This is a genomic window from Roseburia sp. AM51-8 (assembly GCF_003478275.1).
Taxonomy (GTDB): domain Bacteria; phylum Bacillota; class Clostridia; order Lachnospirales; family Lachnospiraceae; genus Pararoseburia; species Pararoseburia lenta.
In genome coordinates this window covers 542,048-568,816 of record NZ_QUEY01000002.1, presented here as the reverse complement: position 1 = coordinate 568,816, position 26,769 = coordinate 542,048, and the positions used below count along the sequence as shown (strand labels likewise).

The following is a 26,769-nucleotide window of genomic DNA, read 5'->3' as shown; positions in this document are numbered from 1 at the left end:
TTTATTCGTCAAATTCCATGGTTACAAAAAAACCTTTTGGCGTTTCCTTGATATCCACGACCTTGCCCTGACGCGATTTCAAACGTTCCAAGGTCGTATAGTTGCCGGACATGGCATAGGCATGCTCCAGCGTATAGTAGTAGGAATTCGGGAGTTTGCTTTCTGTTACCGAGAGAGTTTGTCCTACTTCAACCAGATTCTGTCTCTCCATCTTAAACTCCATCTGTCTCATAAATGCTTCGCCAACTTTCCTATCTTACATGTAGTCATCCAGATTTTCTTCGTGAAGGATGGTAGAGTCCACAAACTCCTTGGATGCCTTGTTGACCTTATGTACGATGAACATATCGGATAAGCCATCGTAGATCAGCATGATACCGATCAGGATCATGCCTAATTTTACCAGACCAAAAGCATTACAGATGCAAAGCACACCTAAGACGATATTTAAGATCGCCATCAAAGGAATACTCCACCAGTTGTGTGCCTTGGTCTTTTTGCCCTCAAGGGCGAGGGAAAGATCCTGCACACCATGTACCACCAAAAGGACACCGATCGCGATCGGGATGATGGATGCGACTGCCTGCGGGCTTAAGAACATCCAAAGACCGATTAGTGTAATAAGTAGAGAAACAATGATTGAGGTATAAGACTTGACCTCATCCATCAGGCGCGGTATCAGAGAAACGATCCCCGATACCATAAGGATAATAGCGATCACACGTGCCAAGACCGTGATCACGGTTGCCGGCCATATCACGAGCAGTACCCCCAGTACCACACTCAGCACTGCTGCTAAGGTCACATCAATCTTAATACTTTTTAATTTATCCATCATAAGGGTCATACCTCCTAGTTGTTTGCAATAAATGCCTTGATCTCATCCGCACTCTGGTAGCCTACAGTCTGTCCTGCCACCTGTCCATCCTTGAAAAGGAGCAAAGACGGAACGCTCATCACTCTATACTGCATAGCAAGATCCGAGTTGGCATCTACATCTACATTATAGACAGCCACCTGTCCTTCCAGTTCCTCTGCCAAAGCATCCACAACCGGTGCCAGCATCTGACACGGACCACACCATGTTGCCGAGAAGTCGACCAGTGCGACCTTTTCTGCTAAAACCTCTGTCATATCATTATTTGCAATCTTTTTCACCATAATAAATTCCTGCCTTTCCTGCCCTTGACGGGCACTTACATTTTATTATGTTCCATTGAATGAACATATATTATATAACACCTAAAATTTACAGTCAATTTTTTCAACCAAGAGGGACAGATAACGCAAAAGGGACTCTGCCGCAAAAGCAAAGACGACCATCAGAAGGACGCAGACTTTTGACATAGCGCTTAAGGCAAACAACTGATGGCAAAAGATCCCTGCAAAGATCAGTCCTGCGATATTGCCGATCACAATGGCATATTTGATGCCACTCATCGGTTTGGATATCTTGATCAGGATCATAAAGCCGACCACACACAAAAGCAGGGTCGCCGCTGTCGCAACATCTTCCGGCGGAAGGGAAAAGACCTGCCCGCAGATCACCAGCGCACCGACTGCCAGAACATCCGTCAGCCCTGCCGGAAGTGCCCGCACTAGGACCCCTCGCATAAAATGTCCCTTGATCCGCTCGCGGTTTGGCTCCAATGCCAGCAAAAATCCCGGAATACCGATCGTAAACATACTGATCAAGGAGATCTGGGACGGCTCCAGTGGATAAGTGATCATAAAAAGCGCCGAAAATACCGACATCAGAAGGGAGAATATATTCTTTACCAAAAAGAGGCTGGCAGAACGACCTACATTATTGACGACCTGTCTGCCCTCATATACAACCTCTGGCATTTTTGCAAAATCCGAATCGAGGAGGACGACCTGTGCCGCCTGCGCACACGCCTCGCTGCCGGATGCCATTGCCACACTGCAATCCGCATCCTTCATTGCCAGGATGTCGTTGACACCATCGCCTGTCATGGCAACGGTATGTCCTGCCTCCTGCAAGGCTTTGACGATCAACTGCTTCTGCTTTGGCGTCACCCTGCCAAAGACGGTGTAGCGTTCTACGGCATCCCTTATCTTTGCCTTACTATCCAGTGTCGTCGCATCGACGTGATTCTCTGCGCCCTCGATCCCGGCACGCTTTGCAACCTCAGATACCGTCTGGGGATTGTCTCCGGAGATCACTCGGATCGCCACATCCTGCTCTTTAAAATAAGAAAAAGTCTCCTTTGCATTGGCACGGATCGGATTGGATAAGGTCACATAGCCCAGTGGTAAAATGCCGTCCGCTTCCTGCTTGGCAAATAAAAGCAGACGGTAGCCCTTTTGCACATAAGACGCGATTTCCTCTGCGATCGCATCATAGGAATCCTTCATAATAAATTCCGGCGCGCCAAGAAAATAGGTGCCGTCCGAAAAGGTCATACTGCCGTATTTATTTGCAGACGAAAAGGCTTGGATATGAGACGGTCTACGCCTGCCCGCTTTGGCTTCCGGCATCTTATCTAAGGCTGCCCGCAGCGCATCCATCGTTGCATTGTTATCCGTGGAGGCATAGACATAATCCGCCAGCATCCCCTGTAGAGCCTCACGATCCCACAGCCCTTTTTCGTCTTCTGCCCCATTTTCTTCCATGACCTGTCTGCGCCATAAAATATGGGAAACCTGCATACCCGGCTCCGTGATCGTCCCTGTCTTATCTACGCAAAGAACATCGACCCGCGATAAGGTCTCAATGCTTTTCATATCATGCAAAAGCACCTTTTTCGTTGCCAGCCGGATGGTTCCCAGCGCCAGTGCGATCGTTGCCAGAAGGTAGAGTCCTTCCGGTATCATGCCAATGACGGCTGCCACGGTCGCCGTCACACTGCGGGCGATCGTTTCCCCATTGAAGAAATAACTCTGCGAGAATAAGACAATACCGATCGGTATGATGGCGATTCCAACCCACTTGACCAGTTGGTTGATCGACCGGATCATTTCGGATTGCTCTGTGCGTTCCATGGACTTGGCTTCCAGCGATAACTTGGATATATAAGAATCCATGCCCACATGGGTCAGTCGGGCATAGCACTGACCGGACACCACAAAACTGCCGGATAAAAGTTCGTCACCCTGCGTCTTGTTGATCTCATCGGATTCGCCTGTCAAAAGCGATTCATTGACCATGACCTCTCCGAATAGGACACTGGCATCCCCGCAGATCTGGTCGCCTGCCCGCAGCAGGATCACATCATCTTCGACCAGTTCTTCCGAGGCGACCTGCTTTTGACTGCCATCACGCACCACGATCGCATGCGGCGCATTTAAAATGCTCATCTTTTCCAGCGTTCGCTTGGCGCGGATCTCCTGTATGATCCCAATCAGGGTATTTGCAATGATGATCGGTAAAAATGTCAGATTGCGGAAAGATCCCACCAGACATAAGAGAATCGTGATAACGAGAAAGATAAAGTTAAAGTAAGTAAATGTGTTCGAGCGTATGATCTCTGCGGTCGTCAGACCCGTACCCACATCCGCACGATTGTCCTTTCCCTGTCGAATCCTTTCCTCTACTTCCGCCGCACAAAGACCTCTGATCTCGGTCTCTGTCTCTTTGTCCTCAGGGAATATTGTCATAAAGTGCCACGCTCCTTACTGCCATTTCTTACCATCAGAATAAAACATGACACCTGATTTCGCAATAAAAATTCTATAAAGATTTTCTTAAATTTTCTTTACTTTAGGAAGCCAAACAGTCCCTTCTTTTCGTATGGCTTGCTCTCGTAAGAAACCAGTTCATAACCAATGGCTTTGATCTCCTTTTTCAGCCATGGGATATCCAGTTCATTCTCGCTGATAACTACGGTCTCGCCATCTTTTGCAGAGGAGGTGACCTTTTTAATCTGGCAATTCTTGCGCACGACATCATTCATATGCGCCTCGCACATACCGCACATCATCCCATCGATCTTTAAAGTTGTCTGTATCATAATTTCTATGATCTCCTTTCTTTTATATACCCCCATCGTATCTACGTCTTATATATACTCCTGCTTTTTTCTACTGTCAAGCCTTTTTGTTAGTCTTTGCTAACTTCATACTTTTTCACTTTATCTCAAAATTGTATGCAAACTATTGAAATCCATAGGAAGAACCTATATAGTAGTGATTGGAGCAATTTTCGAGATGAAGTTTGCAGGAAAACGACGTTTTTGTCTACCGAAGGAGTAACACTCTCAGGTGCCGACCGTGCCGGTGCAACTGCAAATGGATCGACTCTCTGGAGACACCCGGACACGACGAGCCGGGGGCCGAAGGTGCAAGATGCGTGCATGCACGCAGGAATCTCTCAGGCAAATGGACAGAGAAGATATCTATCTTTCTATTTTCTTTCCAATCTCTCCACAAGAATTTTGCATCCCTTACTAAAACGAAAGAGGTATGAAAAACATGTGGAACTTTATCAATGATGTTTTAACAACAATCGATGACTTTGTGTGGGGTGTCCCACTCATGGTGCTGATCCTTGCCGGTGGTCTGCTTTTGACCGCAAGACTGGGCTTCTTGCAGATCCGAAAACTTCCTCTGGCACTCAAATGGATGGTCAAAAATGAGGACGAAGGTCATGGAGAAATTTCCAGTTTCTCTGCACTTTGCACTGCCTTAAGTGCTACGATCGGTACCGGAAATATCGTCGGTGTTGCTACGGCAGTCGGCACCGGTGGTCCCGGCGCCTTGTTCTGGATGGTCGTTACCGCCTTCTTTGGTATGGCGACCAAATATGCAGAGGGATTACTTGCCGTGAAATATCGTGTCGTTGCCCCGGACGGGCACAGCCTTGGCGGACCTTTTTATTATATCGAGCAGGGCATGGGAAAAAAATGGACCTGGCTCGCCAAGTTATTTGCCTTCTTTGGCGTGTGCGTAGGACTTTTTGGTATCGGAACCTTCAGTCAGGTCAACGGTATCTCCTCCGCTGTACATAATTTCTTTGATCCGGCAGATGCCCACACGGTAAAACTTTTACCTTTCTTAGGCGATTATTCCTGGGCGGTCGTTATCGCCTCTTTGGTACTTGCCTTTTGTGTGGCTGCCGTACTGATCGGTGGTGTCAAGAGAATCGCAAGTGTCAGCCAGATCATCGTTCCTTTTATGGCAGTTATTTATATCGTATTTGTTCTGAGCCTTGTGATCTGCAATATTACTGCCGTTCCGGCTGCTTTTAAGACGATCGTGGTTGCAGCCTTTACACCAAAAGCGATCACAGGTGGTGCCGTCGGTTCCATGTTAGTCGCTATGCAAAAGGGTGTTGCCCGCGGTATCTTTTCCAATGAAGCAGGACTTGGTAGCGCACCGATCGCCGCTGCTGCCGCAAAGACAAAAGAGCCGGTACGTCAGGGACTTGTCAGCATGACCGGAACCTTTATCGATACCATCGTGATCTGTACCCTGACCGGTCTTTCCATCGTACTGACCGGTGCCTGGCAGGTAGACGGTCTGGAAGGTGTTGCCGTGACGACCTATGCATTCCAACAGGGGCTGCCTTTCCCGGCAGAGGTATCTTCCTTTATCCTTATGCTCTGTCTGGTATTCTTTGCCTTTACGACCATTCTTGGCTGGGACTATTACAGTGAGCGTTGTCTGGAATATCTGACAAAGGGCAATCAGAAAGCCATCAAGATATTCCGCTGGCTTTATATCTTTGCCGTCTTTATCGGACCATACATGACCGTCAGCGCTGTCTGGACGATCGCAGATATCTTTAACGGTCTGATGGCACTGCCAAACATGATCGCACTCTTTGCCTTAAACGGTGTGGTTGTTGCCGAGACAAAGAAATTCTTTGAACGGCATAAAAATGGAGAGATCCAATAAAATGCATTTCATACAAAAAGGGAGCCTGTGACTGATTCTCCAGTCACAGGCTCCCTTCTATTTTTATGCTTATTTTTCTACTAATTTTCTTGCCATCTTAAGCACTCTGGTCGCATTGATCCGTACCTGTTCCTCGGATACGTCACCTTCCTGAATGCCCTTTTTCAGATCTTCGTAATCGCTCTTTCCGCCCGGCATAAAGAGGTCGCCACCGGCAGCGGCTACAAATCTTGCCAGAGAATTGCGGTTAGCAGAACGCTTGTCTGCGGTCATTGGTACAACCCAGTCTGTCATAACAATGCCTTCATAGCCATATTCACAGCGTAAGATGTCCTCGATTAAGCCGCGGTTTTCTGCGGTATGTACGCCATTTAAGAGGTTGTAGGAAGTCATCACGGCATGCGGCTGTGACTTCTTTACGCAGATACCAAAGCCCTTGGTATAGATCTCACGCATGGCACGCTCAGACACATGGCTGTTGTTGGCATAGCGGTTCAACTCCTTGTTATTGGCAGCATAATGCTTGATGGTCGTTCCGCATCCCGGATGCTTCTGCACGCCATTTGTGATCCCTGCCGCCATCAAACCGGAAACCAGCGGATCTTCTGAATAATACTCAAAGTTTCGTCCACAGCGGATAGATCTGTGGATGTTGAGTGCCGGAGCCAGCCACAGATGTACGCCGAACATTTCCATTTCATAGCCCACGATATCGCCATATTTTTCTGCCAGATCTGTATTGAAAGACTGGGCAATGGCTGTACCGATCGGGATGGCTGTGCAATACTGGGTCTTTACTTCCGTTCCAGCCTTCGGTCCCTTATTTCCGCCCATGATCAGTTTTGAGAAAAAGAGCATCGGCTTTGGCATGTAGTCCATAAAACTTTCCGGAATACCTGCCTGCCCTACTGCATGCAAGCCCTTCTCATCGCGATAGTATTCTCTCGCCAGACGAAGGCCCGCAGGACCGTCTGCCATAACAAGGGATGGGAAATCTTTGACATGAGTCGTTGTCTCACCTGCTGCACCGCAGACCTGTGATCCGGCGCTGCCGATGATGGATACCAGTCCACCCTTGTTTGGATCATGTCCGCCGATGTTCATCAGGCTGCCTCATCGATAGACAGCGCCTCCACTTCCGGCAAGATCTCATATTTTGGCTGGTAATCTACCTGCTCTGTCGTAAAATCATCTGCGCTTAAAGTGATGACACAGATATCTGCCGGAATATTTTCTGTCTGGCCAGCCTCTGCACGCAGGTCTGTAAATCCCGGATCTCCCAAGACATTCTTTGCCACCAGAGTCGTAACGTCTTCTTGCAGACGAAGCAGAGCGACCGGAGCCGTATCCTGGCTGCTTACGCCCATGCGCACGATATAGTTGCCGGCTTCCAGAATATAAGAAGCAGATGCCTCATCATAGGAAGCAAAATCAGAAAGGGCAAAGGTAATGGCTACTTCCTGGCTCTCTCCCGATGCCAGTTCCTTAGTCTTGGCAAATCCGCAGAGATCCTGATATGCCTTATCCAGTTTTACGCTTGGAGCCGATACATAGACCTGCACCACCTGCTTACCTGCCCGCTGACCTGTATTGGTCACCTGTGCGCGCACCGTGATCTTTTCGCCGTCTGCGCTGACACCGGACAGTTTGTGTGCAAATTCTGTATAGGACAAGCCATAACCAAATGGAAAGAGTGCCTTTTTGTGGAAGGAATCAAAATAGCGGTAGCCAACATAGATGCCTTCCTGATATCTGGTATCATTGATGTCCTCAAAGTCATCCATCGGCGCATACTGATCCCATGCCGCCCAGGTCGTTGCCAGTTTACCGGATGGATTCTGTCTGCCAAGCAGGATGTCTACCAGGGCTGTTCCGGTATCTACGCCAAGTTGTGAAAGGACTAAGATATTCTTGACCTCCGTCACATCGGACAGATCGACTACGCCACCGACATTGAGTACCAGCATGAATTTATCATACTTTTCATTGAGGGCTAAGATATCTCTCTTTTCCGTAGCGGATAATTTGATCTCTCCCTCTTCTACCGGACGGTCATTTCCCTCACCGGAAATACGGGACAATACATAGATTGCCACGTCGCCCTGCCCCTCCAAAGGGATCTGGTAATTTGGTTCCGGCATGGATTTTCCCATGGCATAGACCATGACATTCTGATGGTTCGCCTTGGCTTCTGCCTTCATACGCTTGATAAAATCCGTCTTTGCCTCTGCGCGCTTGGCATCATATGCGTCCAGCCACGCCTTGGTCGTGATCTCAAAGCCTGCCTGCTCTAAGCCCTCTTCGATATTCACAGAATAGTGTGAATTGACTTCGCCGGATCCGGTTCCACCCTTAACTGTCAGGCGCACACCACTACCAAAGGCTGCGATCTTGCCTGCCGCCTCCAGTGGAAATTTACCATCTTTTTTCAAGAGTACGGTACACTCGGCAAGTGAGCCTTTGACCGCCTCTGTATGTTTCTTTTCATATTCCATCAATTCCATAAAAAAGTCCTCCCTGTTTGTCTGAGCACATACTGACTTGTGCAATTTATACTCATTATAAACCAGAAGGACTCTCCTCACTATTAAATTTTTGATTTTTTTATCAAATATTTAGGCAATTATGCAAGTGCCTTACGATATTTTTCTACCATTTCGGTATATTCTGCATCGCTTAAAGTCTTGACCTGTGGATTCATGGCAAAAACGCCGCCCCACTCATATTCATTTTCATACTTTGGAACCAGATGAAAATGTAAATGGTGTCCGGTATCTCCGTAAGCGCCATAGTTGACCTTATTCGGATGGAAGATCTCATGCATGGCATTTGCCACCTTTGCAATATCCTCCATGTAAGCCGCTCTTTCTTCCGGGCTCAGTTCGATCAACTCGCTCACATGCTTCTTGTGTGCCACGATCACTCTGCCCGGATGGCTCTGCTCCTTAAATAAATATACCTTGGAAGTCGGCAGTTCGCAGATCTTGATACCAAAAGCATCAACCAGTTCTCCCTCTACGCAGTATGCACAATTTTGATCTATCATGTCCTGATTCTCCTCTCGTTTTCCTTTGTGACTGTCTTTATTATACGCAGACCCAGGGCAAATAGCAATGCATGACTTTAGGCTTTGATTCTCTTAGACTGTCCCTTTTGCCGGAGCAGTCCAATGACAAAGAGGACGATTGCCAGCCCAAGGGTGATCGCAAGGATCCAGCCTCTGAGATCCAGCGGTGTCTCTCCCGCCTTTGTCATCACAGAAACCGATACCCAGCCGAGAGCATTTCCAATGGTTCCCCAGATACCAACCAACAATGATAAAACTGCTGTCTTCATCCAACCATTCCCCGGTAAATAACGATAATCGCAAAAGATTGCCCAGCCAAGAGCAACAAAAAATGTACCCGGAAGGAAAAGATCCTGCGTATAAATTGGATTATCGATAGCAAACATAACCATCATCAGATAAAACCAAATCGTATCCCATGCCACCGTCAGAAGTGCTTTCTGGTTCACCAGCGTTTCCGGCAAGTCTAACTGTTTTACCACAAATGGCGCAAAAACCAAAGAAAGACCAAACATCGTTGAGCAGGCAATCTCGCCAAACGTAATCCAGTTGCCATGGTCAAAAAACATTTCCACAATAAAAATCAAAAGAATCAATGCAGCTGTCGATGCCACAATGGTCTTTGCCAGCTTCTTTCCTCGCGATAACAGTGGAACTACTGTAAAACCTGCCACTAATAGCATAGATGCCATAATTGCCGCATCCGTCTTTAAATCAGAATAGCCCGGAAGTGTCATGAGAAGCGCAATGACAATTGGTAACAATAAGAGTCCTGCAATAACTACTGCTGTCTTATATGCCAACGTACGCTCCCTTTTTGCATGGTGTTCCAGCACTTCTTTTGTCTCATCAGCAAGTGCCATATCCATTTCCGTCTCATCCATTTCCTGCAACAGTGTTTTACACGTACGGCATTCCTGCAAATGATTTTCCACCATTTTGCGACTTGCACCACTACACACACCATCATGATAGAGTGGCAAAATATCCTGCACTACCTCACACGGTAATTTCTGTTCTATATTACTCATTCTCTTCTAACCTCTCTTTTATTTTTATTCTTGCACGGTGATACGTCACACGCGCCCAACTATCTGTTTTTCGAAATATCGAAGCAATTTCCGCAAATGACAATTCTCCAAAAACACGAAGTTCAAACACTTCTTTATATGGTTCTTCCATATCATGCAAAATCCGATGAATAGACAACGAAGTTTCACGTACGACAAAATCCTCCGTCACATCCGAAGCACACACTGCCTCCCTCTCTGGTTCCACAGCATCTGCAATTCTGCCATTTTTACGGAAGTAATCATAACACTGATTTTTCGCAATCGCGCACAACCAGGTGTATGGGCTGGATGACCCTTCGTATTCACTTTTTGTAGTCATTGCTTTCACAAAGGTATTTTGCGTGATTTCTTCTGCTGCAGCAGGATTTTTTACGATATTCATCACGTACGAATATACCTTCATAAAATACGTTCGATATAGCTTCTCGGTATCCAGTCTTTCTCACCTTCCTTTCCTTTTTTCGTAGGTTAGACAATGTTTTCCCTATTTTGTTACAAAAAAATTTAAAAATTTAGGAAATTTTTCCACTTTTTCAAAATCCATTGAATTTCCGCCATTATTATACTATAATGAAGCAGATTTAGAAATGAATAGTACCCATAAAAGCAATGATGAAGAGAGTAATGCAATCAGGTTCTCACAGAGAGAGGAACATTTGCTGGAAGTTCCTTAGAAACGGATTACATGAAGACCACTTCGAAGCTGTACGTAGAAGGATGATTCCGAAGCGTTACCGGATAGCCCCGTTACAGGCTGCAAGAGTAAAAATTAAGGTGGAACCGTGTGCAAGCACCCTTAGATGATGTATCAGTCTATGGGTGCTTTTTTCATACTAAAAATGAAAAGGAGAATGAAAATGGTAAATTTCAAAGAAGACGAGCGTCTGAATACGCTGAACCACTCATGTGCCCATGTGATGGCACAGGCAATCAAGCATCTTTACCCACAGGCTAAATTCTGGGTTGGACCAGTTGTCGCAGAAGGTTTCTATTATGATATCGACCTGGGCGATGACGTTATCCGTGATGAAGACATCGAAGCAATCACAAAGGAAATGAAGAAAGTCATCAAATCCGGCAAAAAGATCATCCGCCGCGAAGTTTCCAAGGAAGAAGCCTTGGAAATGTTTAAGGATGACCCTTACAAGTTAGACCTGATCGAGGATCTTGAGGATGGCAATATCACGGTTTACGATCAGGGCGATTTTACTGATCTCTGCCGTGGACCTCACGTAGACAATGTAAAACTTTGCAAATATTTCAAATTAATCCGCCACTCCGGTGCATATTGGAAGGGCGACAGCAAAAACAAAATGCTGCAGCGTATCTACGGTGTTTGTTTCCCAACACCAGAAGAGTTAGATGCACATTTACAGTTATTGGAAGAGGCAAAAGAAAGAGATCACAGAAAGATCGGAAAAGATATGAATCTCTTTATGGTAGATGACCTGGTTGGTCGTGGTCTTCCAATGTTCCTGCCAAAGGGATACACCATCTGGCAGGAATTAGAAAACTATATCAAGCATAAAGAGAGAAAACTCGGTTATCTCCATGTTATGACTCCATGTGTCGGCACGGTCAATCTTTACAAGACATCCGGTCACTGGGATCATTACAAGGAAAACATGTTCCCACCAATGGAAATGGAAGGGGAATCCTTTGTACTTCGCCCTATGAACTGCCCACATCATATGATGATTTACGCAAACAGAAGACATTCTTACAAAGACCTGCCAATCCGTATCGGTGAGATTGCACACGACTTCCGTTATGAGTCCAGCGGAACCTTAAAGGGTATCGAGCGTGGCAGACATTTCTGTCAGAATGATGCCCACCTCTTCGTGACACCGGAACAGATCAAGGAAGAATTTACCAGCGTTGTAAATCTGATCTTTGATACCTATAAGGATTTTGGAATTACCAATTATCGTTGTGTACTTTCCCTTCGTGATCCGGCGAATAAAGAAAAGTATCATGATGATGATGAAATGTGGAATACAGCAGAAGATGCACTGCGTGATGTATTAAACAGTATCGGCATCGAATACACCGAGGAGATCGGCGAGGCTGCTTTCTATGGTCCGAAACTTGACGTAAACGTACAGCCGGCGATCGGTAATGAGATCACACTCTCTACCTGTCAGTTGGACTTCTGTCTGCCAGCCAAGTTCAACCTCTATTATATTGACAGCAACGGCGAAAAGCAGACACCGGTCGTATTGCACCGTGCCATCCTTGGATCTTTGGATCGCTTTATGGCTTATATCCTGGAAGAGACCAAGGGAAATCTTCCTACCTGGCTTGCTCCTGTTCAGGTTCGCGTTATGCCGGTCAAGACAGATGACGACGGTCTGAATGCTTATGCGCAGGAAATCGTAGATGCCCTGGAAGATGCAAATGTCCGCGTAGAACTTGACGACCGTGCCGAAAAACTCGGCTACCGCATGCGTGAAGGTCAGGTACAAAAAGTACCTTATCTGCTGGTTGTCGGATTTAATGAAAAGGATGACCGTACCGTTTCCTTCCGTCTTCATGGTGAAAAAGAAACGACAGTCCTTCCATTAGACGAATTCGTTGAAAAAATCAAGCTGAAATTGCTGAGAAATCAAAAGAACATATTCATGTAAACTAGAACAAACACAAAAGGTGATACCCTGATGCACTATAATGATCAGGGTATCCTTTTTTAATTGTCATCCGTAAAAGGAGCTTTTTATGAAAAACAAGCGCCAAATAGCAGAAATTGTTATGATTCTGTCCTTTATTTTTGATTCGTACCACCTAAGTGTTCTTTGCAAATATGGCGGTACCAGACGTCATCTATTATGGATGTTTTTCGGTTTGCTCGTCTTCAGTGGCGCACTCATTCTGCGACAAACAACAGAACCTGCGACTATGAAAAACAAAACTGCATTTATTGTTAAATTAACTTCTGTCATTGCAGCATGTGTTCTCTTTTCCAGCAGTATCATTTATTCTGCAATCCCTTATCATGGTGCTCTGTCGTGGAAAATTCAAGATTTGATACACACACGTGAAGTTGCTTTGACGCATACGAACATTTTTGACACGGGTATCGAAGGCATTCTGGATGACTTGAATGCCGCATTAAACCTTCCGGAAAAACTCTATATTGCAGAACAATTTACTGTAGATTTTGACGGTACTGGAAAAATAAGTGCAATCGAGGTTTCTTATATGGAAAAGATGAGAACAATCAGACGCGCACCTATTTAATCAGTTACAATGCCAAAAAAAGCAAAAAAATTTATGTTAATATGGATGGGTATGCATCGGCAGATTTTGATACAGACTCCTTACTGTCTCCTATGATTGATGTGCTTGCACTGGCCAACTGGAAAGAACAGGTGGCAGAGTGGGAACAAACTTATGATGGCTCCACCTACCAATTACTATATTTAGGAAATCGTTCTTTTGAAATAAAAGATGGTCTCGTTGCGGTTTCCGGAGATCGTTCCGAAATCCAAAAGCTAAATGCTGGTGGGTCTGTAAAAGGATATGAAGTATCCTTACACATGCCAGAGCTTGATACGGTTACACCAGTACGTTATATGGCTAACCCTAAATACACTTCTTTGCAGGAACAAAAAGAACAGGAGCAAACGGATGCTTCTACTAAAAACTCCTCAGAAATTGGCAAATGTTATACCGACGAAGATGGTATACAATATTTTTATCTCACAGAACAAATGGGTTGGAAATTTAAGATTTTAGATGCTGCTGCAGGAAGCCGTTTTTATGGCTTGCAGAAAACAACAGACGGCGGAAACACATGGGAGATGATCACCGAAGATCCCTTTGTCGGAAATATCGGTGTCAGCGAAGGTCTCGTATTCTATGATGAGAATAATGGCATCATTGGTCTGACATGTGCGGGGCAAGATTGGTCCAACCTTTATCGAACAACAGATGGAGGGAAAACTTTTACAAAAATAGAATTTCCAGGTGCTACAACCGGCGAATTCTACTTTGATATGCCAAGAAAAGATAAAGATCAGTTGGTCGTTTTAGCAAGACCGGAAGCTGGTGATACCACGGGTGTAAAATATATTTCTACTGATGGTGGCGCAACATGGGAAAACGCCGGAGACTTTTGATCTCCGGCGCTTTTCTTATGCTTTATATTGCTTTCTTTTCCTTCTTTTTCAGATGGTTGAGCCATGCCTGCGGAAGTCCCATCGCAAGGATGATACCGATAACAATCGCCCCTGCCGTCTCAACTGTCTCAGTTCCTTTGATCGAAAACATTTCCATATTACCGCTGATTAGATAAAAGGCTGCATAGTAAATCCCGGCTCCCGGCACCAGCGGGAATATCCCTGACAACAGATAGACCGTTGCCGGATGCTTGCGAAGTACCGCGAAAAAGCGTGAAAGCAAGGTCAAGGCCAGTGTTGCCACAATCGTTGCCAACATCAGATGCCAGCCCTGCTGTGAATGCAGATATTCATAGACAAACCAGCCCACACCACCTGTCAACCCACATAAACCCCATTCTGATTTAGGTGCTTGAAACAGAACAGCAAAGGCTAACGTCGCAATCATAGCAATGATAAAATGCAAAAAAATCGTCCCAATCATGACATAGCACCTCCCAAACTCTGAAAAATATAGATTGTCAGGCCAACGCCAACCGAAATAAAGAGTGCAGTCAAAAGCGCGTCCAAGAGATGGATCACACCTGACAGATAATCACTATTATAGAAATCACGGATGGAGGTCGTAAAGGCAATGCCCGGTACAAGTGGCATGATACAGCCGATCACTATCTTGTCCTGCGAAACCGGAAGTCCCATACACATAGGAAGCAGGCTCAGGGCTGTTACAAACATACTACAGATTAGCAGATTGGCAAAGCGCCCAACATGGTGTTTTTCAAACCATAACATCAAAAGTTGTAATAAAAGACCAATGCCAAATGCAATGGATCCATCCAAAAAATTCGCTCCGAACAAAATGGCAAAACCACCGGATCCGATACCGGTACATAGGACACGAATCCAGAGTGGATCCTTCTTGTGATGTATAATGGCATCCATACGATCCCAAGCCTCAGATATCGTACATTTCTTATCACAAATGTCTCTGGCTAACTGGTTGAGTTTTGATATCTTGAGCAGATTTACACTGCCTAGGGGCACATGCCGAATCATGCTACAGGCATCTTCCTTTCCCTCATTGGCACTGGCAAAAATACCATTAGATAGCACATATACATCATAATCCTCTAACTGATAAGCCGCCATGATCTTCATAACGGTATCTTCTACGCGGTAGATCTCACCACCATTTTGAAGCATGGCGTCACCGATTTCCACTGCCAGCGTTAATATGTCTCTGGTCTCATTCATGCTGTAAGTTCCTCACTTTGGTTATTTGTATCACTTGCGCACCAGCCCGCTTTCATCAAACAAATGATATTTTCTATTTTTATTTGCCCCTTCAGCCACAACATAGCACTCGTTTTTGACGAACCATTTTGTTGTAAATATTCTCTTATTGCATCCTGTTTTTCCAGTGTTTTTCTGGTCTTGTTTTTTTCGCTTGTTTTTTATCGCTTGTTTTTTTCACTTGTTTCTTTGCAAACGTAAGCGTCAAACACGTCCTATCTGGATTATATTTTTCCTCAACAACAGGCATCGCTCAGCCTTCATTTTTCCAAATCTGATAAATATCCGGAATACCACTGCCGGCTCTTTCGCCAATCCCAATCATATTAAACATCTTCATCAAAGTTTTATTTCTCTATAATCTAGGAAATACTCTGGGAACTCTCTGACAATATGATATTCTTCGCCGAACGAGATTCTCAGTTCCTTTTCCCCATATATAATCGAATTGTTAATACTTATCAATTCAATTTTTCAGTCCATTCTGCTTCCTTGAAACCAACAAGAACAGTATCTCCATTTACAACAAGTGGGCGCTTTACCAACATTCCATTTGTAGCAAGTAACTGTAATTGTTCCTCTTCACTCATTGTAGGAAGCTTGTCCTTAAGCTGCATTTCTTTATAAAGAAGTCCACTGGTATTAAAGAACTTCTTAAGTGGAAGTCCGCTCTTTCCATACCATTCTTTCAATTCGTCGTAGGTAGGATTCTTCTCCACTATATGACGTTCTGTATAAACAATATAATGCTCATCCAGCCACTTTTTAGCCTTCTGACAGGTTGAACATTTGGGGTAACATATAAATAACATTTGCCAACACCTCACTTACTAATATCAATTTTTTACATATCTATCAAAACGTGTCATACAATCATCTCCTTATCGCTTATAGTAAAAATCATTCTAAGCTAATATATTTGTAACAATCTTCACATTTCATCCCACACTCTTGCATTTCATATATATTGGAATTTTTTTTGACTCCAATATATGGGATGCTATTATTATTACAAAAATCAATGATTTCCTTTCGTTTTTCCTTTTGCATTCGATTACCTAAATACACTCTCGTTATCGGGAAAAATTCTACGTTGCAATTGTCACCATGTTTCTCACTTAACGGAAGCAATAATCTCCACTCATTTTGAAATGCCCAATCTATACTTTTCCTTAATACACCATAATAATATATATACCATACATACTCCTTTGTCATATCTCTATCTTGCCACCCAACCAGTTCTTTTGTAATGTTAGGACGTATTTTACAATATACTACCGGAAATAAATTATTGTACAACTCTTTATATTTTTCATCCTTTGGACATATAGAATATTCAACACAGAATCCTTTATGACCATCTGCATATGCACCTCCCCACATTAGTTGTGAGTATGGTGTCGTTGTAAAACATGAGATTCTAAATGTATTCTTCAATTCCTCACTATACTTTTGATATTCTTCTGTTATAATTTTCGAAACAATTTGTCCTAAATCTTGATTTGCTGCTAATCCTAGCCTAAGTTTATTTATAAAAATCTCATTAGACAATGATTCTATGTCAGAAGTCGGAGACACCATAAAAATATGATTGCAATTCTTGTTGTTTTCTATTGATTTTATGATTGCTGTTAATAATTCATTTCCTATTTCTTCTACTGTTTCACGCTCATCAACCATTACTCCACATCTTCTACAATATTCCATAAGACGATACTTTTGATATTCATAATAGTCAATATTAATTTCTGAATCATAAACATCATCAAAAAGACTTGGAGATTGCATATACACTGTATTATTCTTTAATGCGAGTAATGAATAATTTACGTTATTTCCATCTTTATCGATAATTTCTTTGTTTGGAAAATATTTATACAATTTCGCTGGCATGTTTATTTTAGATCTATACAAGAATTCATCGCATCCCATCTTTTCTAATGCTTCCAACGTCATAAATTCACCATTAACAATGCAATATGTAGATGCAAATTGTGGTGCAAACTGCTGTGCACTCCTAATTACGTCCGATAAATTCATCTTGCTCTCCTCACATTCAATCTCACGTCAACGTTCCCCTCTACCTCTCTAACAGTCAAACTTTTTCCTTCTACCGAAAAAATCTCGAAACGCGTTTCTTTTATCCCCTTATATATCTTTTCTCGACAGCAATACCGCCACCTCGCAGTGCACTGAAAGTTACTTTCTGTACTAAATAGTGAAACCGTCACCTTTTGCGAAAAGTTTTATCCTCCACTTAGAGGGGATAGAGTTTACCCCACCATTTAAAATTCATTATCGGTAAGCTTATTTTTCAACTTGCAAAATACAATTATTATGCTGGTATAATATTGCATCATACGATCGTGCCATATTTCCTTGCTATAATCACTCTTTTTGATCCGCACGATTATGGCGAGCATTATAACCATTACATTACCTAATATACATTTCAATATCTGCAGCATCTAAATCCCAAAAATGATATGGCCACTTATTTAAATCACTTGTAAACTGGTTAAATAATCTCACAGGAACCTTATACTGATCTTTTAAATATACGATTTCTTTTAAATGCTGTTGTGATACTCCTACTAGTTTTACATTATTATCGCAATTCAATAAGTAAAGATTTTGGAATTGCTCGGCAAAATATTTGCTTTCAAAAAGTAAAATTCCCTCTTTAAGAAACAAATTTTGCTCTATGGAATTTTTTCCGTCCAAATTCATAAACATCCAAAATGGATCACCGATAGTTTTATAGTCGGGAACCAAGTATTTACTATTTTCACCATTAATAAACTTATAAAGTTCATCATATTTTATAAGTTTGATTCCATTATAACTAGATACTTTTTTTGCTCCATCCTGAAACTCACTTTCTGCCGAAATAAAAATTCCATTTATGTTCCCTATATGCTCTAATTTATAAGAAAAATTTCTTAGTTCACCAACATTTATTGGATTTTTCCAGTTTTTACACTCAATTGCCACCTTGTAGTTCACTCCAAAATGTTCGTATGAATAGAGTATGTCTATCTCATGGCTTGCACCATCAGCTCCTATTATTGGAACATGTTTCTCAACTTTAGTTTTTATTCGCTCATTATTAGAAATTTGAATATAAATTTTTTCAACAATAGACTCAAACTTCTCTCCTTTCTCTTTTGATACATTATTCATTATTGTTTCCCCTCAAATAAATTTTTTTAAATCTTTTATATGGAATTTGATAATATAAGATAGACTTTTCCTGGACTTGCTCAAATTCAGGAAAAACTATACTAAAACCTGGACACATCCCTTTTTCTTGAAGAGAAACTAACACTTTGAGATGGTTTTGAGAAATACCAAAAACCTTAGCACTATTTTGTATTTTACTGCAATAATTAATAGCCTGCTTCTTTGATAAAAACAATAAAATACTATCATTGACCATCTCGTAATTTCCTGTATTCTTATCACTATCTTGCTCTGTTTCCATAACGACCCAAAATGGATCCCCTATTACCTCTTCATCTGGCAGCATTACTTTTATAGCACTTAAAGCAGATTTTCTTACTTCATCTAATAAATCAAATTTCTTTAAATCAATGTGTGTCAATTCAGCCACTTTCTTTGCCCCACTAGATACTCTATCATCATAGTAAATAATACCTTTTGCAAAAAAATGTAAATCTTTCAAGACATTTGCAAATTCCCACATATCATTCTCTGTTACTTTTGTACCTTCTATTACTTTAATCACTGTACGCTCTAAATTATTCATCTGAATGAATTCAAAATAAATATCAACTGTATGTTCTTTTAATTTTCCAGAGATTGTCACATCCTCTGCAATCCTAGGTCTATAAAAACCTTCGCTTCGAAAATGACTTTTATACATTGAAATTACATTAGCTTTTAATCCTGGATTTTTTCTTAAATCGAATATATGTATCCCTCCTTCATCTTGTAGCACTCCTCATAATGTACCAAATTGCTTATTCTTAAAAGTATACTTTTATATCTCCCCTTCCCCAAAGCCTATCCTCTGAGGTAAACCTCCACTTATATCATCACTCTGCGAAAACAGGAACACACATCCCTTTTTCCAAAATCGCAGAAACCTTTGATTTATTGGGCTCTTCTTGACAGAAGGCAGACCGTCTCATTTTGTGTATCGTTGTCCAAACTTAGTGTAAACTCATTTTCTATAATCGGCAACTTAAACTCTATGGATTTTAGCCACTGACCATTTTCTTTCCGTTCTTCATAAATCTGTAGATTATCCACTAACTGCGACAGGAACTCTCTCTTCTCTGCTTCGTTCATTTGAGCATACAACTTATCGAAAAAAATAAGTGCCTTGTAGATATTATCCCCGGTAATCTTATCTGCCAGCAGAGAACGTCTCTTGGCTTTTGCGGATACAAGCAGTTCCTCTGCTTCCTCTATTTTATCATAGGTTATGTACAAACGGTTCTCCAAATCTGTTTTTCTTCGCTGATAATGTTTATCCTCATAATCAAGAGAATCAATATCAGACAAGATAGATTCTTTGTTATGATATAGTTGTCTTAATTGCTTCTCATAATTTGCTATCTCCTGATCCAGTGTACTGGTATCTACTTCCATATTTATCTTGCTACGAATCAAATCTGAGAACTTAGGATTACTAACCAACTTGCTGATTACCTCTGCAACAGCAGCGTCCAACATCTCTTCATGCACTTGTCTTCTGTAATCACACTTATGACCTCTAGCCATCTATCTGCATGGTTGTCGAGACACGGGTGTATAAATATACTTTGATTTTCTCTTTCTTCAATTTACATATCACCTCCAGGAAGTGTCGAAACTGCCGACAGATTGATACTGGCTAATGTATCCATCTGCCTGATTGCCAAATTTCTAAGCAATATAAGTCTTTCTGATTGAGGTTTCCCTTGCTCAATTAAAATAGCATTATAACTTTCCATATTTGCCAATACCAATAACTGATTTAAATTTGCATCATCACGCACATTCCCTTTTTTACCCGGATTATTATTTTTCCATTGCTTTGCAGTCTGACCAAATAAAGCAACATTTAAAAGATCTGCTTCACTGGCATATGTATAAGCAATCTGTTCTGGTGTCAACTCTGGTGGAATCAAATTTTCCTTCACCGCATCCGTGTGAATACGGTAGTTCACCTTTGATAAAGCCCTGTTCAAGTTCCAGTCCAATGAAAGTCGACTATTTTCATCTTGTTTTACCTGCGGTAATCTTTCATAATATACAGTTGAAATTCCGGAGAAATCCATGTAGCAAATGCCATAGCAATATCGCTATGTGCATAAGTTCCTCCACCATATCTGCCTGCTTTTGACACTATTCCAATAGCATTGGTCTGTTCAATCCATTTGGTTGGCGTCATAACAAACCTGTTTAATCCTGCCTCACTTCTAACCGCCTCGAATTGCACACGGTTAAAATCTGGATTATGAAGTTCTTCCCAAATAGCCAAAAACTCAACTGTATTTCTGTTTCGCATCCAGTTCTGAATGACAAATCTGGGATCATTATCATTTCTATATTTCGCAATATCTGTCAACGAAATATATTCATTTTCAAAATCTTTCGTGTAAATCCCAATATCAATTCCTTTTGCGTGAATAATTTCCCTAACTATTTTATTTGCCATCTCTATTCCTCCACCATGTTCTCCATCTGTTCCAACTTCTGCAAGGCTTTCATATACGCCATAAGTCTTTTATATTGCTCATCTCCAAGGCTGTGAATCTGCTTTAAAATCTTAATATCCGACCTGGTTACTTCATAATTCGCATCTTCATCCTTATATTCCGGATCAATGCCTTTTCCTGTCAAAAGCTGTTCGGGAGTAATCTCCAATGCATCACATATAGACAACAGACAGTCTGCTTTGGGATTTGTCTTTTTCTTCTTCCAGTCACTGATGTTGCTCGTTGCAATCCCGGTTCTTCTTGAGAGTTCCAACTGCGTTATGTTCTTCTGCTCCATCACACAAAAAATTCTTTCACTGATAATCATGACTTTTTCCTCCATCAACATTCCGTACATATCCGTATTTATAAATTTACCCATCCGTCTATACGGTTATAGTATCATGCTGCAACTTTTCTTTCAATGCCATTTTCAAATCTTTTTCTTAAATTGACAACCACATAAATAACGTCTATAATGTATTTATTACATCTGTAAGATTTAAGGAGGGATTTGAAATGAGTGATTTACCACAGATTTCTGAAGCTGAATTTGAAGTTATGAAAATCGTATGGAAACATGCGCCGATCAGTACAAATGAAATAACAGATAAATTATTACAGACCACAAGCTGGAGTCCGAAAACGATACAGACTTTAATCAAACGCCTTGTGACCAAAGGCGCTCTGACTTATGAAAAACAGAGCCGAGTGTTTGTTTACACCCCAGTCGTGAAAGAAAGCGAATACATCGGCCAGGAAAGCAATTCTTTTCTGGAACGCTACTATGATGGAGATATCACTGCCATGCTGTCTGCATACATCGAGAATGACAGACTGTCTGAAACAGAAATAGACACCCTACGTTCCCTTCTTTCCAAGAGGTCAAAAAAAGGAGGAAATTAACGTGGCTAATTTTATGATACGCTTTTTAATATGCAATGTATTTATCAGCGGTATCATCGGAATTCTTTTGATAGCCAAGCGGATATTCAAAAACAACCTGTCCAGCCGGATGCAGTATAATCTGTGGTTCCTGCTTCTTGGGTTGCTGGCAGTTCCCTTTATACCGTTCCGTCCCATCGGATTTCCACAAATCTTCTCGTGGCTTGGTAGCTTAAGAAGCTCTCCTGCTTCTGGTACCTCAACCGCTATGGGAGAAGCTGTGGGAATTCATCCGACCGGAAATACAGACTGGATGAATGATTTCGCACTTTCTGTAAATAGCGAGACACCATCCATTGCCGGATACATATTATTAGGGATATGGATTGTAGGTATTCTTGCAATGATTATTTTGGTAATCAAATCCTCTCTCCGTTTACGCAACTTGGAGAAATCTGCACTTCCCCTTCAGAACAAGGAAGTCCGCATACTATATCATCACTGCTTAGAAGAGATGGGGATTCACAGAGATATTCCTGTCTACAGTACCGCATTTTTGAAATCTCCGATTATTGTTGGACTTTTGAAACCGTGTATTTATCTTCCGGTTCATCTGATCTCTGATTATAACGAATCCGATATGCGGTATATGCTGTTACATGAACTGCAGCATTACAAGCACCATGATGCTATTGCCAGTTATCTGATGAACCTTGCTGGAGTGGTATATTGGTTCAATCCTCTCGTTTGGTACGCTTTGAAAGAAATGCGTAATGACAAAGAGGTTGCCTGTGACACCTCTGTTTTAAAGATGCTTGAAGAGGATGCTTACGAGGAATATGGCAATACACTGATTAACTTTGCGGAAAAAGTATCGCTTACTCCTTTTCCATTTGCTGCCGGCCTTGGTGGAAACATGAAACAGATGAAACGAAGAATCATCAATATTGCATCTTATGAGAAGCCAACATTTACAAAAAGGCTAAAAGGTATGACGGCATTTGTACTGACTGCTGTTCTCCTGTTAGGTTTTGCTCCTTTTATTTCTACATACGCAGCCGACGAAAACTACTACCAATGGGACTCCTCTTCTGAGAATGTTTCCTATGTAGACCGCTCCACATACTTCGGAGAATACGAAGGCAGTTTTGTTTTATACGATTTGGGAAATGATGCATGGAGCATATATGACAAAGAGCATGCTACCCTGCGAGTAGCACCAAACTCCACCTACAAAATATATGATGCCTTGTTCGGCTTGGAAGAAGGTGTCATTACACCAGAAAACTCATTTATTGCATGGAATGGAGAAAGCTATCCATTTGAAGCATGGAATGCGGATCAGACCTTACAGTCTGCGATGAACTCCTCCGTTAACTGGTACTTCCAGACAGTGGATGAACAGCTTGGGAGTTCTTCCGTCTATAACTATATTCAGGAAATTGGATATGGAAATGAAAACATGAATGGTGATTTCTCCACTTATTGGATGGAATCATCCTTAAAAATTTCTCCAATAGAGCAGGTCGAACTTTTAACGAAACTACATAACAACAGCTTTGAGTTCTCTCCTGAAAACATCAATGCTGTAAAAGACGCCATCCTCCTTTCCTCTTCTGATGCCGGAACACTCTATGGAAAGACAGGAACTGGCCGTGTGGATGGCCAGGATGTGAATGGATGGTTTGTTGGTTTTGTAGAAACCGCAGATAATACATACTTTTTTGCTACCAACATTGGTGCAAACAGCGATGCTACCGGAGGCAAAGCAACTGAAATAACCATGTCTATCTTGTCAGACATGAATATCTGGGTATCACAGAAATAACAAAAACGAGTAAAGGTTAACTGTAGAATTAACTTTTACTCGTTTTTTCTTTTTTTTAATTACTGCTTTTTGCAATATTCATAAATATTAAATGGTTCTTCTCTTTTTTCAAATAAGATATCAGCTTCTTTAATAATCTTAATAAGTTCTTCTGTCTCTACACCTACTGTTTTTAGTACAAGTAACTTCTTTTCATTCGTTATGAGTAAGAAAAAATCTTTGTATAAAAAGACTCTATCTATTTCTTTAAGTTCACAGATCTTTTTATCTTCTAATTTTATTCCCTGAACATCAATTTCCACTTTGTTATATCTTGATTTATTCCATACAAATTCATGGACATTATTTTCAAATTTTTTTCCCTTAGATTGAAACCAAATAATCCAAATCAATGCAATAATAGAAATCCCCATGTCCACATAAAACATCGGATAACTCTTTACAAAATAGCAGCCGATTGATAACAAAAATAATACTGGTGTCATTATATAAATAATTTTCCTTCTATTATTTTTTGTCTTAAGTAATTGATATGGCATAGCATATTCTAACGAAAGCATATACTCTAATGCTTTTCTATCTTCATCGGTCATAATAGACTTTATAATCATTTTTACACCATCCTTCCATATTGGCATAAATGCCATAATTGGCACAATAGAAATATGTAAAATATGAAGCTACTGATTTTACTGATTTTGGAAATATATTTCATAATTCATCTTGCTCCTTTTTAGTGTCCACGAATATCTATCTCTTTCAGCAAAGAATTCCCATCTCCCCACGAATACACAATGTAATATCCTTTACTCTCTATCTGCTCCGCAAATTGCAATGTACTATGATCGACCACTTCAATCTCTTGTCCTTCTTGGATATCTACAAGATATTCCCACTCATTACTTCTGTACCCTGAATAGTAAGCATCCAATTCTTCCAAAGACAAATCACTTCGAATTAAAATTGCTCCGAAATACTGCATTCCATTTCCGTTACCTGTCAGCTTCCCTGCCCGTGATATTGACTCTATCAATTCCGTTTTCTCTGGCAGTGGTGTTTCACATAATTCCTTTTCCACTTTATAAGCAGTGTGGTTATTTATAAGCGGAATTGAAATCACACCGCCTATTAATACAACTGCTGCCAATATTCCAACTAGTTTTAATTTCTTCATGTGTCCTCCTTCCTTTTCTTACATCTGTAAGATTACCACAAAACACAACTATTATCAAATCATTCTTTAATTCGGTATTGGTAGTCTGGTATGTGCATAATTCCGTCATTCAGAATTTCATTCCCTAAATACTGAAAGCTGCCGTCCTCTGCAAACTTTACCGTAAGTTCATGGGTTATGACTGCATCATCACAAATGACCATGTCGCAAACCGCCTCAACTGTTAATGTGATTGTCCCATCTTCATTTTCTTTGATGTCGATAACCTCCGGCAGAGAAGTTCCAAAGAAAGTCGGTGCATAATTAAAGCATCCAAGTCGCGCCCAATAATACGTTTGGTTTTCCTCATCAAATACTGCATATTCCCGTATCTGCTCTGACGTCACCGGAAGATACTCCATAATTAAATTTTCAAATTCCTCTTTTGGTATTCCATTTGGATAATTCTCAGAATTAAACTTTTCCTGGTATTTCATTGCATACAGATATTCATATATCCCGTTATAATCCAGTTTTTCCATATGGTCAGCATCCCAATTCGAGCATAAAAGATTATTTCCCTGATACCCCAGACCTTGTACGCATCGTTCTGACATTTCCCGTTGTTCCTTAGATAATGGCTTTATTCTTACCAGACAGCTTCCGTCAACAATCTCTGTAACCTCCGGCGGTTCCGGAACACATAATTCATAACAAAACCATCCTTTATCCGTATATTTCCACTCCTTTATCCTTGCATAAGAAATATAGGACAATCCATATGTATCATTGGTGTTCCATGTAGCACACGCACCTATTAAATACATGTCCTTTCCATCAAAAATAAATTTATCTCTGCCAATGCCACCATCTGAATGCAACTCGTAAAGCACAACCGAACCAGCTTTCTCTTCCTGACAGTTTTTAAGAAAATCTTCGACTTTTTTATAATTTTCCATTGCTGCATATGCTTTCATCGTTGTAACCAGATACCCTTTTTCTTTTATCCGATCCTGCATTTTATAGATTGTCTTATCATCCAGAACCGTATTAACTGCCTCCCCTTTATCTGCCTGAGTATAAATATCAGAAATAAGCTCCAGAATCATTTTACACTCATCCTCTGCTTCTTTTCTTTCCGGCTCATCTATTGGAAGGTCATAACCTTTTTCCCACTGTTCTGCAACATCTTCTTTTGCATTCTCGTTTTCTTCCGTAGAATCAACATCTCTACTATCCATCAACTGACTATCTGATGTCATATCTTTCCTTATGCATACACATAACAGGCAACTGATCAGTACAATGAACCAAATACGCTTTTTCATAAATATCGTCCTTTTCTTCCAGCCACATTAAGGATTCATTCTTGCTATGACTGGCAATTCCAATTCTTTTTGTTCAATAGAATTGGCTAAATATCTAAAAGTTCCATCTTCAAATGGCTGAACCACAATCGATTTGTAAATGCGCAGTCGGAATTATAATCTGCCCATACTCCATCTACAATCAGAGTAATCGTTCCATCAGAGTTTTCCGTATAATCAACCACTTCTCCAAACGGTGGATATGGGCTGGCAGAAATCATGTCATATTCATAGCTGTTGCTGCCCTCATCATACCCACAATACTCTCTCAACTGTTCTACCGATACCGGAAAGTAAGTGGTCATTATCCTTTCATATTCCTCTGCCAGATTCTTCCAATCCCCAGTTTTCAGATTTTCGCCCGTAGAAATCCGAAAAATATCTTCATACATACAAGGCATCAGAATATCCTCTA

28 protein-coding genes, 1 pseudogene, 1 riboswitch and 1 other annotated feature are annotated in these 26,769 nt (G+C 41.5%); of the genes and pseudogenes, 6 read left to right on the top strand and 23 right to left on the bottom strand.

Annotation, left to right across the window (positions count from 1 at the left end; translation table 11 throughout):
- Position 1: 1 nt before the first annotated feature.
- From DW996_RS06530 to DW996_RS06510, 5 genes are all read right to left on the bottom strand, one after another.
- Positions 2-232: a hypothetical protein gene (locus DW996_RS06530; protein WP_178009532.1), complete on the bottom strand. Its 231-nt coding sequence runs from the start codon at positions 230-232 to the stop codon at positions 2-4.
- 24 nt (positions 233-256) lie between these two features.
- On the bottom strand, positions 257-838 hold the full coding sequence (locus DW996_RS06525) for an HdeD family acid-resistance protein (RefSeq protein ID WP_158572988.1): 582 nt from the start codon (positions 836-838) through the stop codon (positions 257-259).
- Between the two features lie 14 nt (positions 839-852).
- A complete protein-coding gene (trxA, locus tag DW996_RS06520; protein ID WP_279220149.1) occupies positions 853-1,164 on the bottom strand; it encodes a thioredoxin in 312 nt (103 codons plus the stop codon).
- 78 nt (positions 1,165-1,242) lie between these two features.
- On the bottom strand, positions 1,243-3,621 hold the full coding sequence (locus DW996_RS06515; RefSeq protein WP_118535204.1) for a cation-translocating P-type ATPase: 2,379 nt from the start codon (positions 3,619-3,621) through the stop codon (positions 1,243-1,245).
- A 98-nt stretch (positions 3,622-3,719) separates the two neighbouring features.
- Positions 3,720-3,974, bottom strand: a complete 255-nt coding sequence (locus tag DW996_RS06510; RefSeq protein ID WP_118280684.1) for a heavy-metal-associated domain-containing protein — start codon at positions 3,972-3,974, stop codon at positions 3,720-3,722.
- 280 nt (positions 3,975-4,254) lie between these two features.
- A riboswitch (glycine riboswitch) is annotated at positions 4,255-4,359 on the top strand.
- A 75-nt stretch (positions 4,360-4,434) separates the two neighbouring features.
- Between DW996_RS06510 and DW996_RS06505 the strand changes: the two genes are divergently transcribed.
- A complete protein-coding gene (locus tag DW996_RS06505) occupies positions 4,435-5,859 on the top strand; it encodes an alanine/glycine:cation symporter family protein (protein WP_118280222.1) in 1,425 nt (474 codons plus the stop codon).
- Positions 5,860-5,928: 69 nt separating this feature from the next.
- Here DW996_RS06505 and DW996_RS13290 read toward each other — a convergent pair whose 3' ends face one another.
- From DW996_RS13290 to DW996_RS06485, 5 genes are all read right to left on the bottom strand, one after another.
- Positions 5,929-6,963 (bottom strand): glycoside hydrolase family 3 protein, encoded by a 1,035-nt coding sequence (locus tag DW996_RS13290; RefSeq protein WP_243098691.1) that lies wholly within the window; start codon positions 6,961-6,963, stop codon positions 5,929-5,931.
- Complete coding sequence (locus tag DW996_RS13285) at positions 6,963-8,363, bottom strand: glycoside hydrolase family 3 C-terminal domain-containing protein (protein ID WP_243098690.1); 1,401 nt, start codon at positions 8,361-8,363, stop codon at positions 6,963-6,965. The genes DW996_RS13290 and DW996_RS13285 overlap by 1 nt, the downstream gene beginning before the upstream one ends.
- A gap of 119 nt (positions 8,364-8,482) precedes the next feature.
- Positions 8,483-8,905 (bottom strand): HIT family protein, encoded by a 423-nt coding sequence (locus tag DW996_RS06495; RefSeq protein WP_118280224.1) that lies wholly within the window; start codon positions 8,903-8,905, stop codon positions 8,483-8,485.
- A gap of 77 nt (positions 8,906-8,982) precedes the next feature.
- A complete protein-coding gene (locus DW996_RS06490) occupies positions 8,983-9,957 on the bottom strand; it encodes a zf-HC2 domain-containing protein (protein ID WP_118535203.1) in 975 nt (324 codons plus the stop codon).
- A complete protein-coding gene (locus DW996_RS06485; protein WP_243098699.1) occupies positions 9,950-10,381 on the bottom strand; it encodes an RNA polymerase sigma factor in 432 nt (143 codons plus the stop codon). Before DW996_RS06485 ends, DW996_RS06490 begins: the two co-directional genes overlap by 8 nt.
- Before the next feature lie 218 nt (positions 10,382-10,599).
- Positions 10,600-10,800 (top strand) — a binding site (T-box leader).
- A gap of 56 nt (positions 10,801-10,856) precedes the next feature.
- Here DW996_RS06485 and thrS point away from each other — a divergent pair.
- The 3 genes from thrS to DW996_RS06470 all read left to right on the top strand — a co-directional run bounded on the left by thrS (position 10,857) and on the right by DW996_RS06470 (position 14,117).
- The gene (gene thrS, locus DW996_RS06480; protein WP_243098689.1) at positions 10,857-12,626 is read left to right on the top strand and encodes a threonine--tRNA ligase; all 1,770 of its coding nucleotides are present in this window, start codon (positions 10,857-10,859) and stop codon (positions 12,624-12,626) included.
- Positions 12,627-12,714: 88 nt separating this feature from the next.
- Positions 12,715-13,236, top strand: coding sequence for a hypothetical protein (locus DW996_RS06475; RefSeq protein ID WP_118535201.1), 522 nt, complete (start codon positions 12,715-12,717; stop codon positions 13,234-13,236).
- Positions 13,237-13,277: 41 nt separating this feature from the next.
- Positions 13,278-14,117 (top strand): WD40/YVTN/BNR-like repeat-containing protein, encoded by an 840-nt coding sequence (locus DW996_RS06470; protein ID WP_118535200.1) that lies wholly within the window; start codon positions 13,278-13,280, stop codon positions 14,115-14,117.
- A 22-nt stretch (positions 14,118-14,139) separates the two neighbouring features.
- On the opposite strand, the gene DW996_RS06465 is transcribed toward DW996_RS06470, so the two are convergent.
- The 9 genes and pseudogenes from DW996_RS06465 to DW996_RS06425 form a co-directional block, all read right to left on the bottom strand.
- Positions 14,140-14,601 (bottom strand): threonine/serine exporter family protein, encoded by a 462-nt coding sequence (locus DW996_RS06465; RefSeq protein ID WP_178009836.1) that lies wholly within the window; start codon positions 14,599-14,601, stop codon positions 14,140-14,142.
- Positions 14,598-15,371, bottom strand: coding sequence for a threonine/serine ThrE exporter family protein (locus DW996_RS06460; protein WP_118280228.1), 774 nt, complete (start codon positions 15,369-15,371; stop codon positions 14,598-14,600). The genes DW996_RS06465 and DW996_RS06460 overlap by 4 nt, the downstream gene beginning before the upstream one ends.
- 500 nt (positions 15,372-15,871) lie before the next feature.
- On the bottom strand, positions 15,872-16,222 hold the full coding sequence (locus DW996_RS06455) for an arsenate reductase family protein (protein ID WP_118535199.1): 351 nt from the start codon (positions 16,220-16,222) through the stop codon (positions 15,872-15,874).
- A gap of 88 nt (positions 16,223-16,310) precedes the next feature.
- Positions 16,311-17,453 carry a DUF2971 domain-containing protein gene (locus DW996_RS06450; protein WP_118535198.1) on the bottom strand — a complete coding sequence of 381 codons (1,143 nt, stop codon included), beginning with the start codon at positions 17,451-17,453 and terminating at the stop codon, positions 16,311-16,313.
- Positions 17,454-17,849: 396 nt separating this feature from the next.
- Positions 17,850-18,596, bottom strand: a complete 747-nt coding sequence (locus DW996_RS06445; protein ID WP_118535197.1) for a restriction endonuclease — start codon at positions 18,594-18,596, stop codon at positions 17,850-17,852.
- Positions 18,589-19,374 (bottom strand): hypothetical protein, encoded by a 786-nt coding sequence (locus tag DW996_RS06440; protein WP_118535196.1) that lies wholly within the window; start codon positions 19,372-19,374, stop codon positions 18,589-18,591. The genes DW996_RS06445 and DW996_RS06440 overlap by 8 nt, the downstream gene beginning before the upstream one ends.
- A gap of 155 nt (positions 19,375-19,529) precedes the next feature.
- Positions 19,530-20,162 carry a hypothetical protein gene (locus DW996_RS06435; protein ID WP_199642630.1) on the bottom strand — a complete coding sequence of 211 codons (633 nt, stop codon included), beginning with the start codon at positions 20,160-20,162 and terminating at the stop codon, positions 19,530-19,532.
- A gap of 62 nt (positions 20,163-20,224) precedes the next feature.
- Positions 20,225-21,081, bottom strand: a pseudogene (locus tag DW996_RS14805) (KilA-N domain-containing protein).
- Between the two features lie 2 nt (positions 21,082-21,083).
- Positions 21,084-21,449 carry a helix-turn-helix domain-containing protein gene (locus DW996_RS06425; RefSeq protein ID WP_118535254.1) on the bottom strand — a complete coding sequence of 122 codons (366 nt, stop codon included), beginning with the start codon at positions 21,447-21,449 and terminating at the stop codon, positions 21,084-21,086.
- Positions 21,450-21,640: 191 nt separating this feature from the next.
- Between DW996_RS06425 and DW996_RS06420 the strand changes: the two genes are divergently transcribed.
- Positions 21,641-22,027, top strand: a complete 387-nt coding sequence (locus tag DW996_RS06420) for a BlaI/MecI/CopY family transcriptional regulator (protein ID WP_107001152.1) — start codon at positions 21,641-21,643, stop codon at positions 22,025-22,027.
- A gap of 1 nt (position 22,028) precedes the next feature.
- Complete coding sequence (locus DW996_RS06415; RefSeq protein ID WP_118535195.1) at positions 22,029-23,834, top strand: BlaR1 family beta-lactam sensor/signal transducer; 1,806 nt, start codon at positions 22,029-22,031, stop codon at positions 23,832-23,834.
- A 59-nt stretch (positions 23,835-23,893) separates the two neighbouring features.
- On the opposite strand, the gene DW996_RS06410 is transcribed toward DW996_RS06415, so the two are convergent.
- From DW996_RS06410 to DW996_RS13280, 4 genes are all read right to left on the bottom strand, one after another.
- Positions 23,894-24,445: a hypothetical protein gene (locus DW996_RS06410; RefSeq protein ID WP_118280230.1), complete on the bottom strand. Its 552-nt coding sequence runs from the start codon at positions 24,443-24,445 to the stop codon at positions 23,894-23,896.
- A gap of 122 nt (positions 24,446-24,567) precedes the next feature.
- Positions 24,568-25,008 (bottom strand): hypothetical protein, encoded by a 441-nt coding sequence (locus tag DW996_RS06405; protein WP_117482135.1) that lies wholly within the window; start codon positions 25,006-25,008, stop codon positions 24,568-24,570.
- A gap of 59 nt (positions 25,009-25,067) precedes the next feature.
- On the bottom strand, positions 25,068-26,315 hold the full coding sequence (locus DW996_RS06400) for a DUF6070 family protein (RefSeq protein WP_118535194.1): 1,248 nt from the start codon (positions 26,313-26,315) through the stop codon (positions 25,068-25,070).
- Positions 26,316-26,401: 86 nt separating this feature from the next.
- Complete coding sequence (locus tag DW996_RS13280) at positions 26,402-26,746, bottom strand: DUF6070 family protein (RefSeq protein ID WP_243098688.1); 345 nt, start codon at positions 26,744-26,746, stop codon at positions 26,402-26,404.
- Positions 26,747-26,769 lie beyond the last annotated feature (23 nt).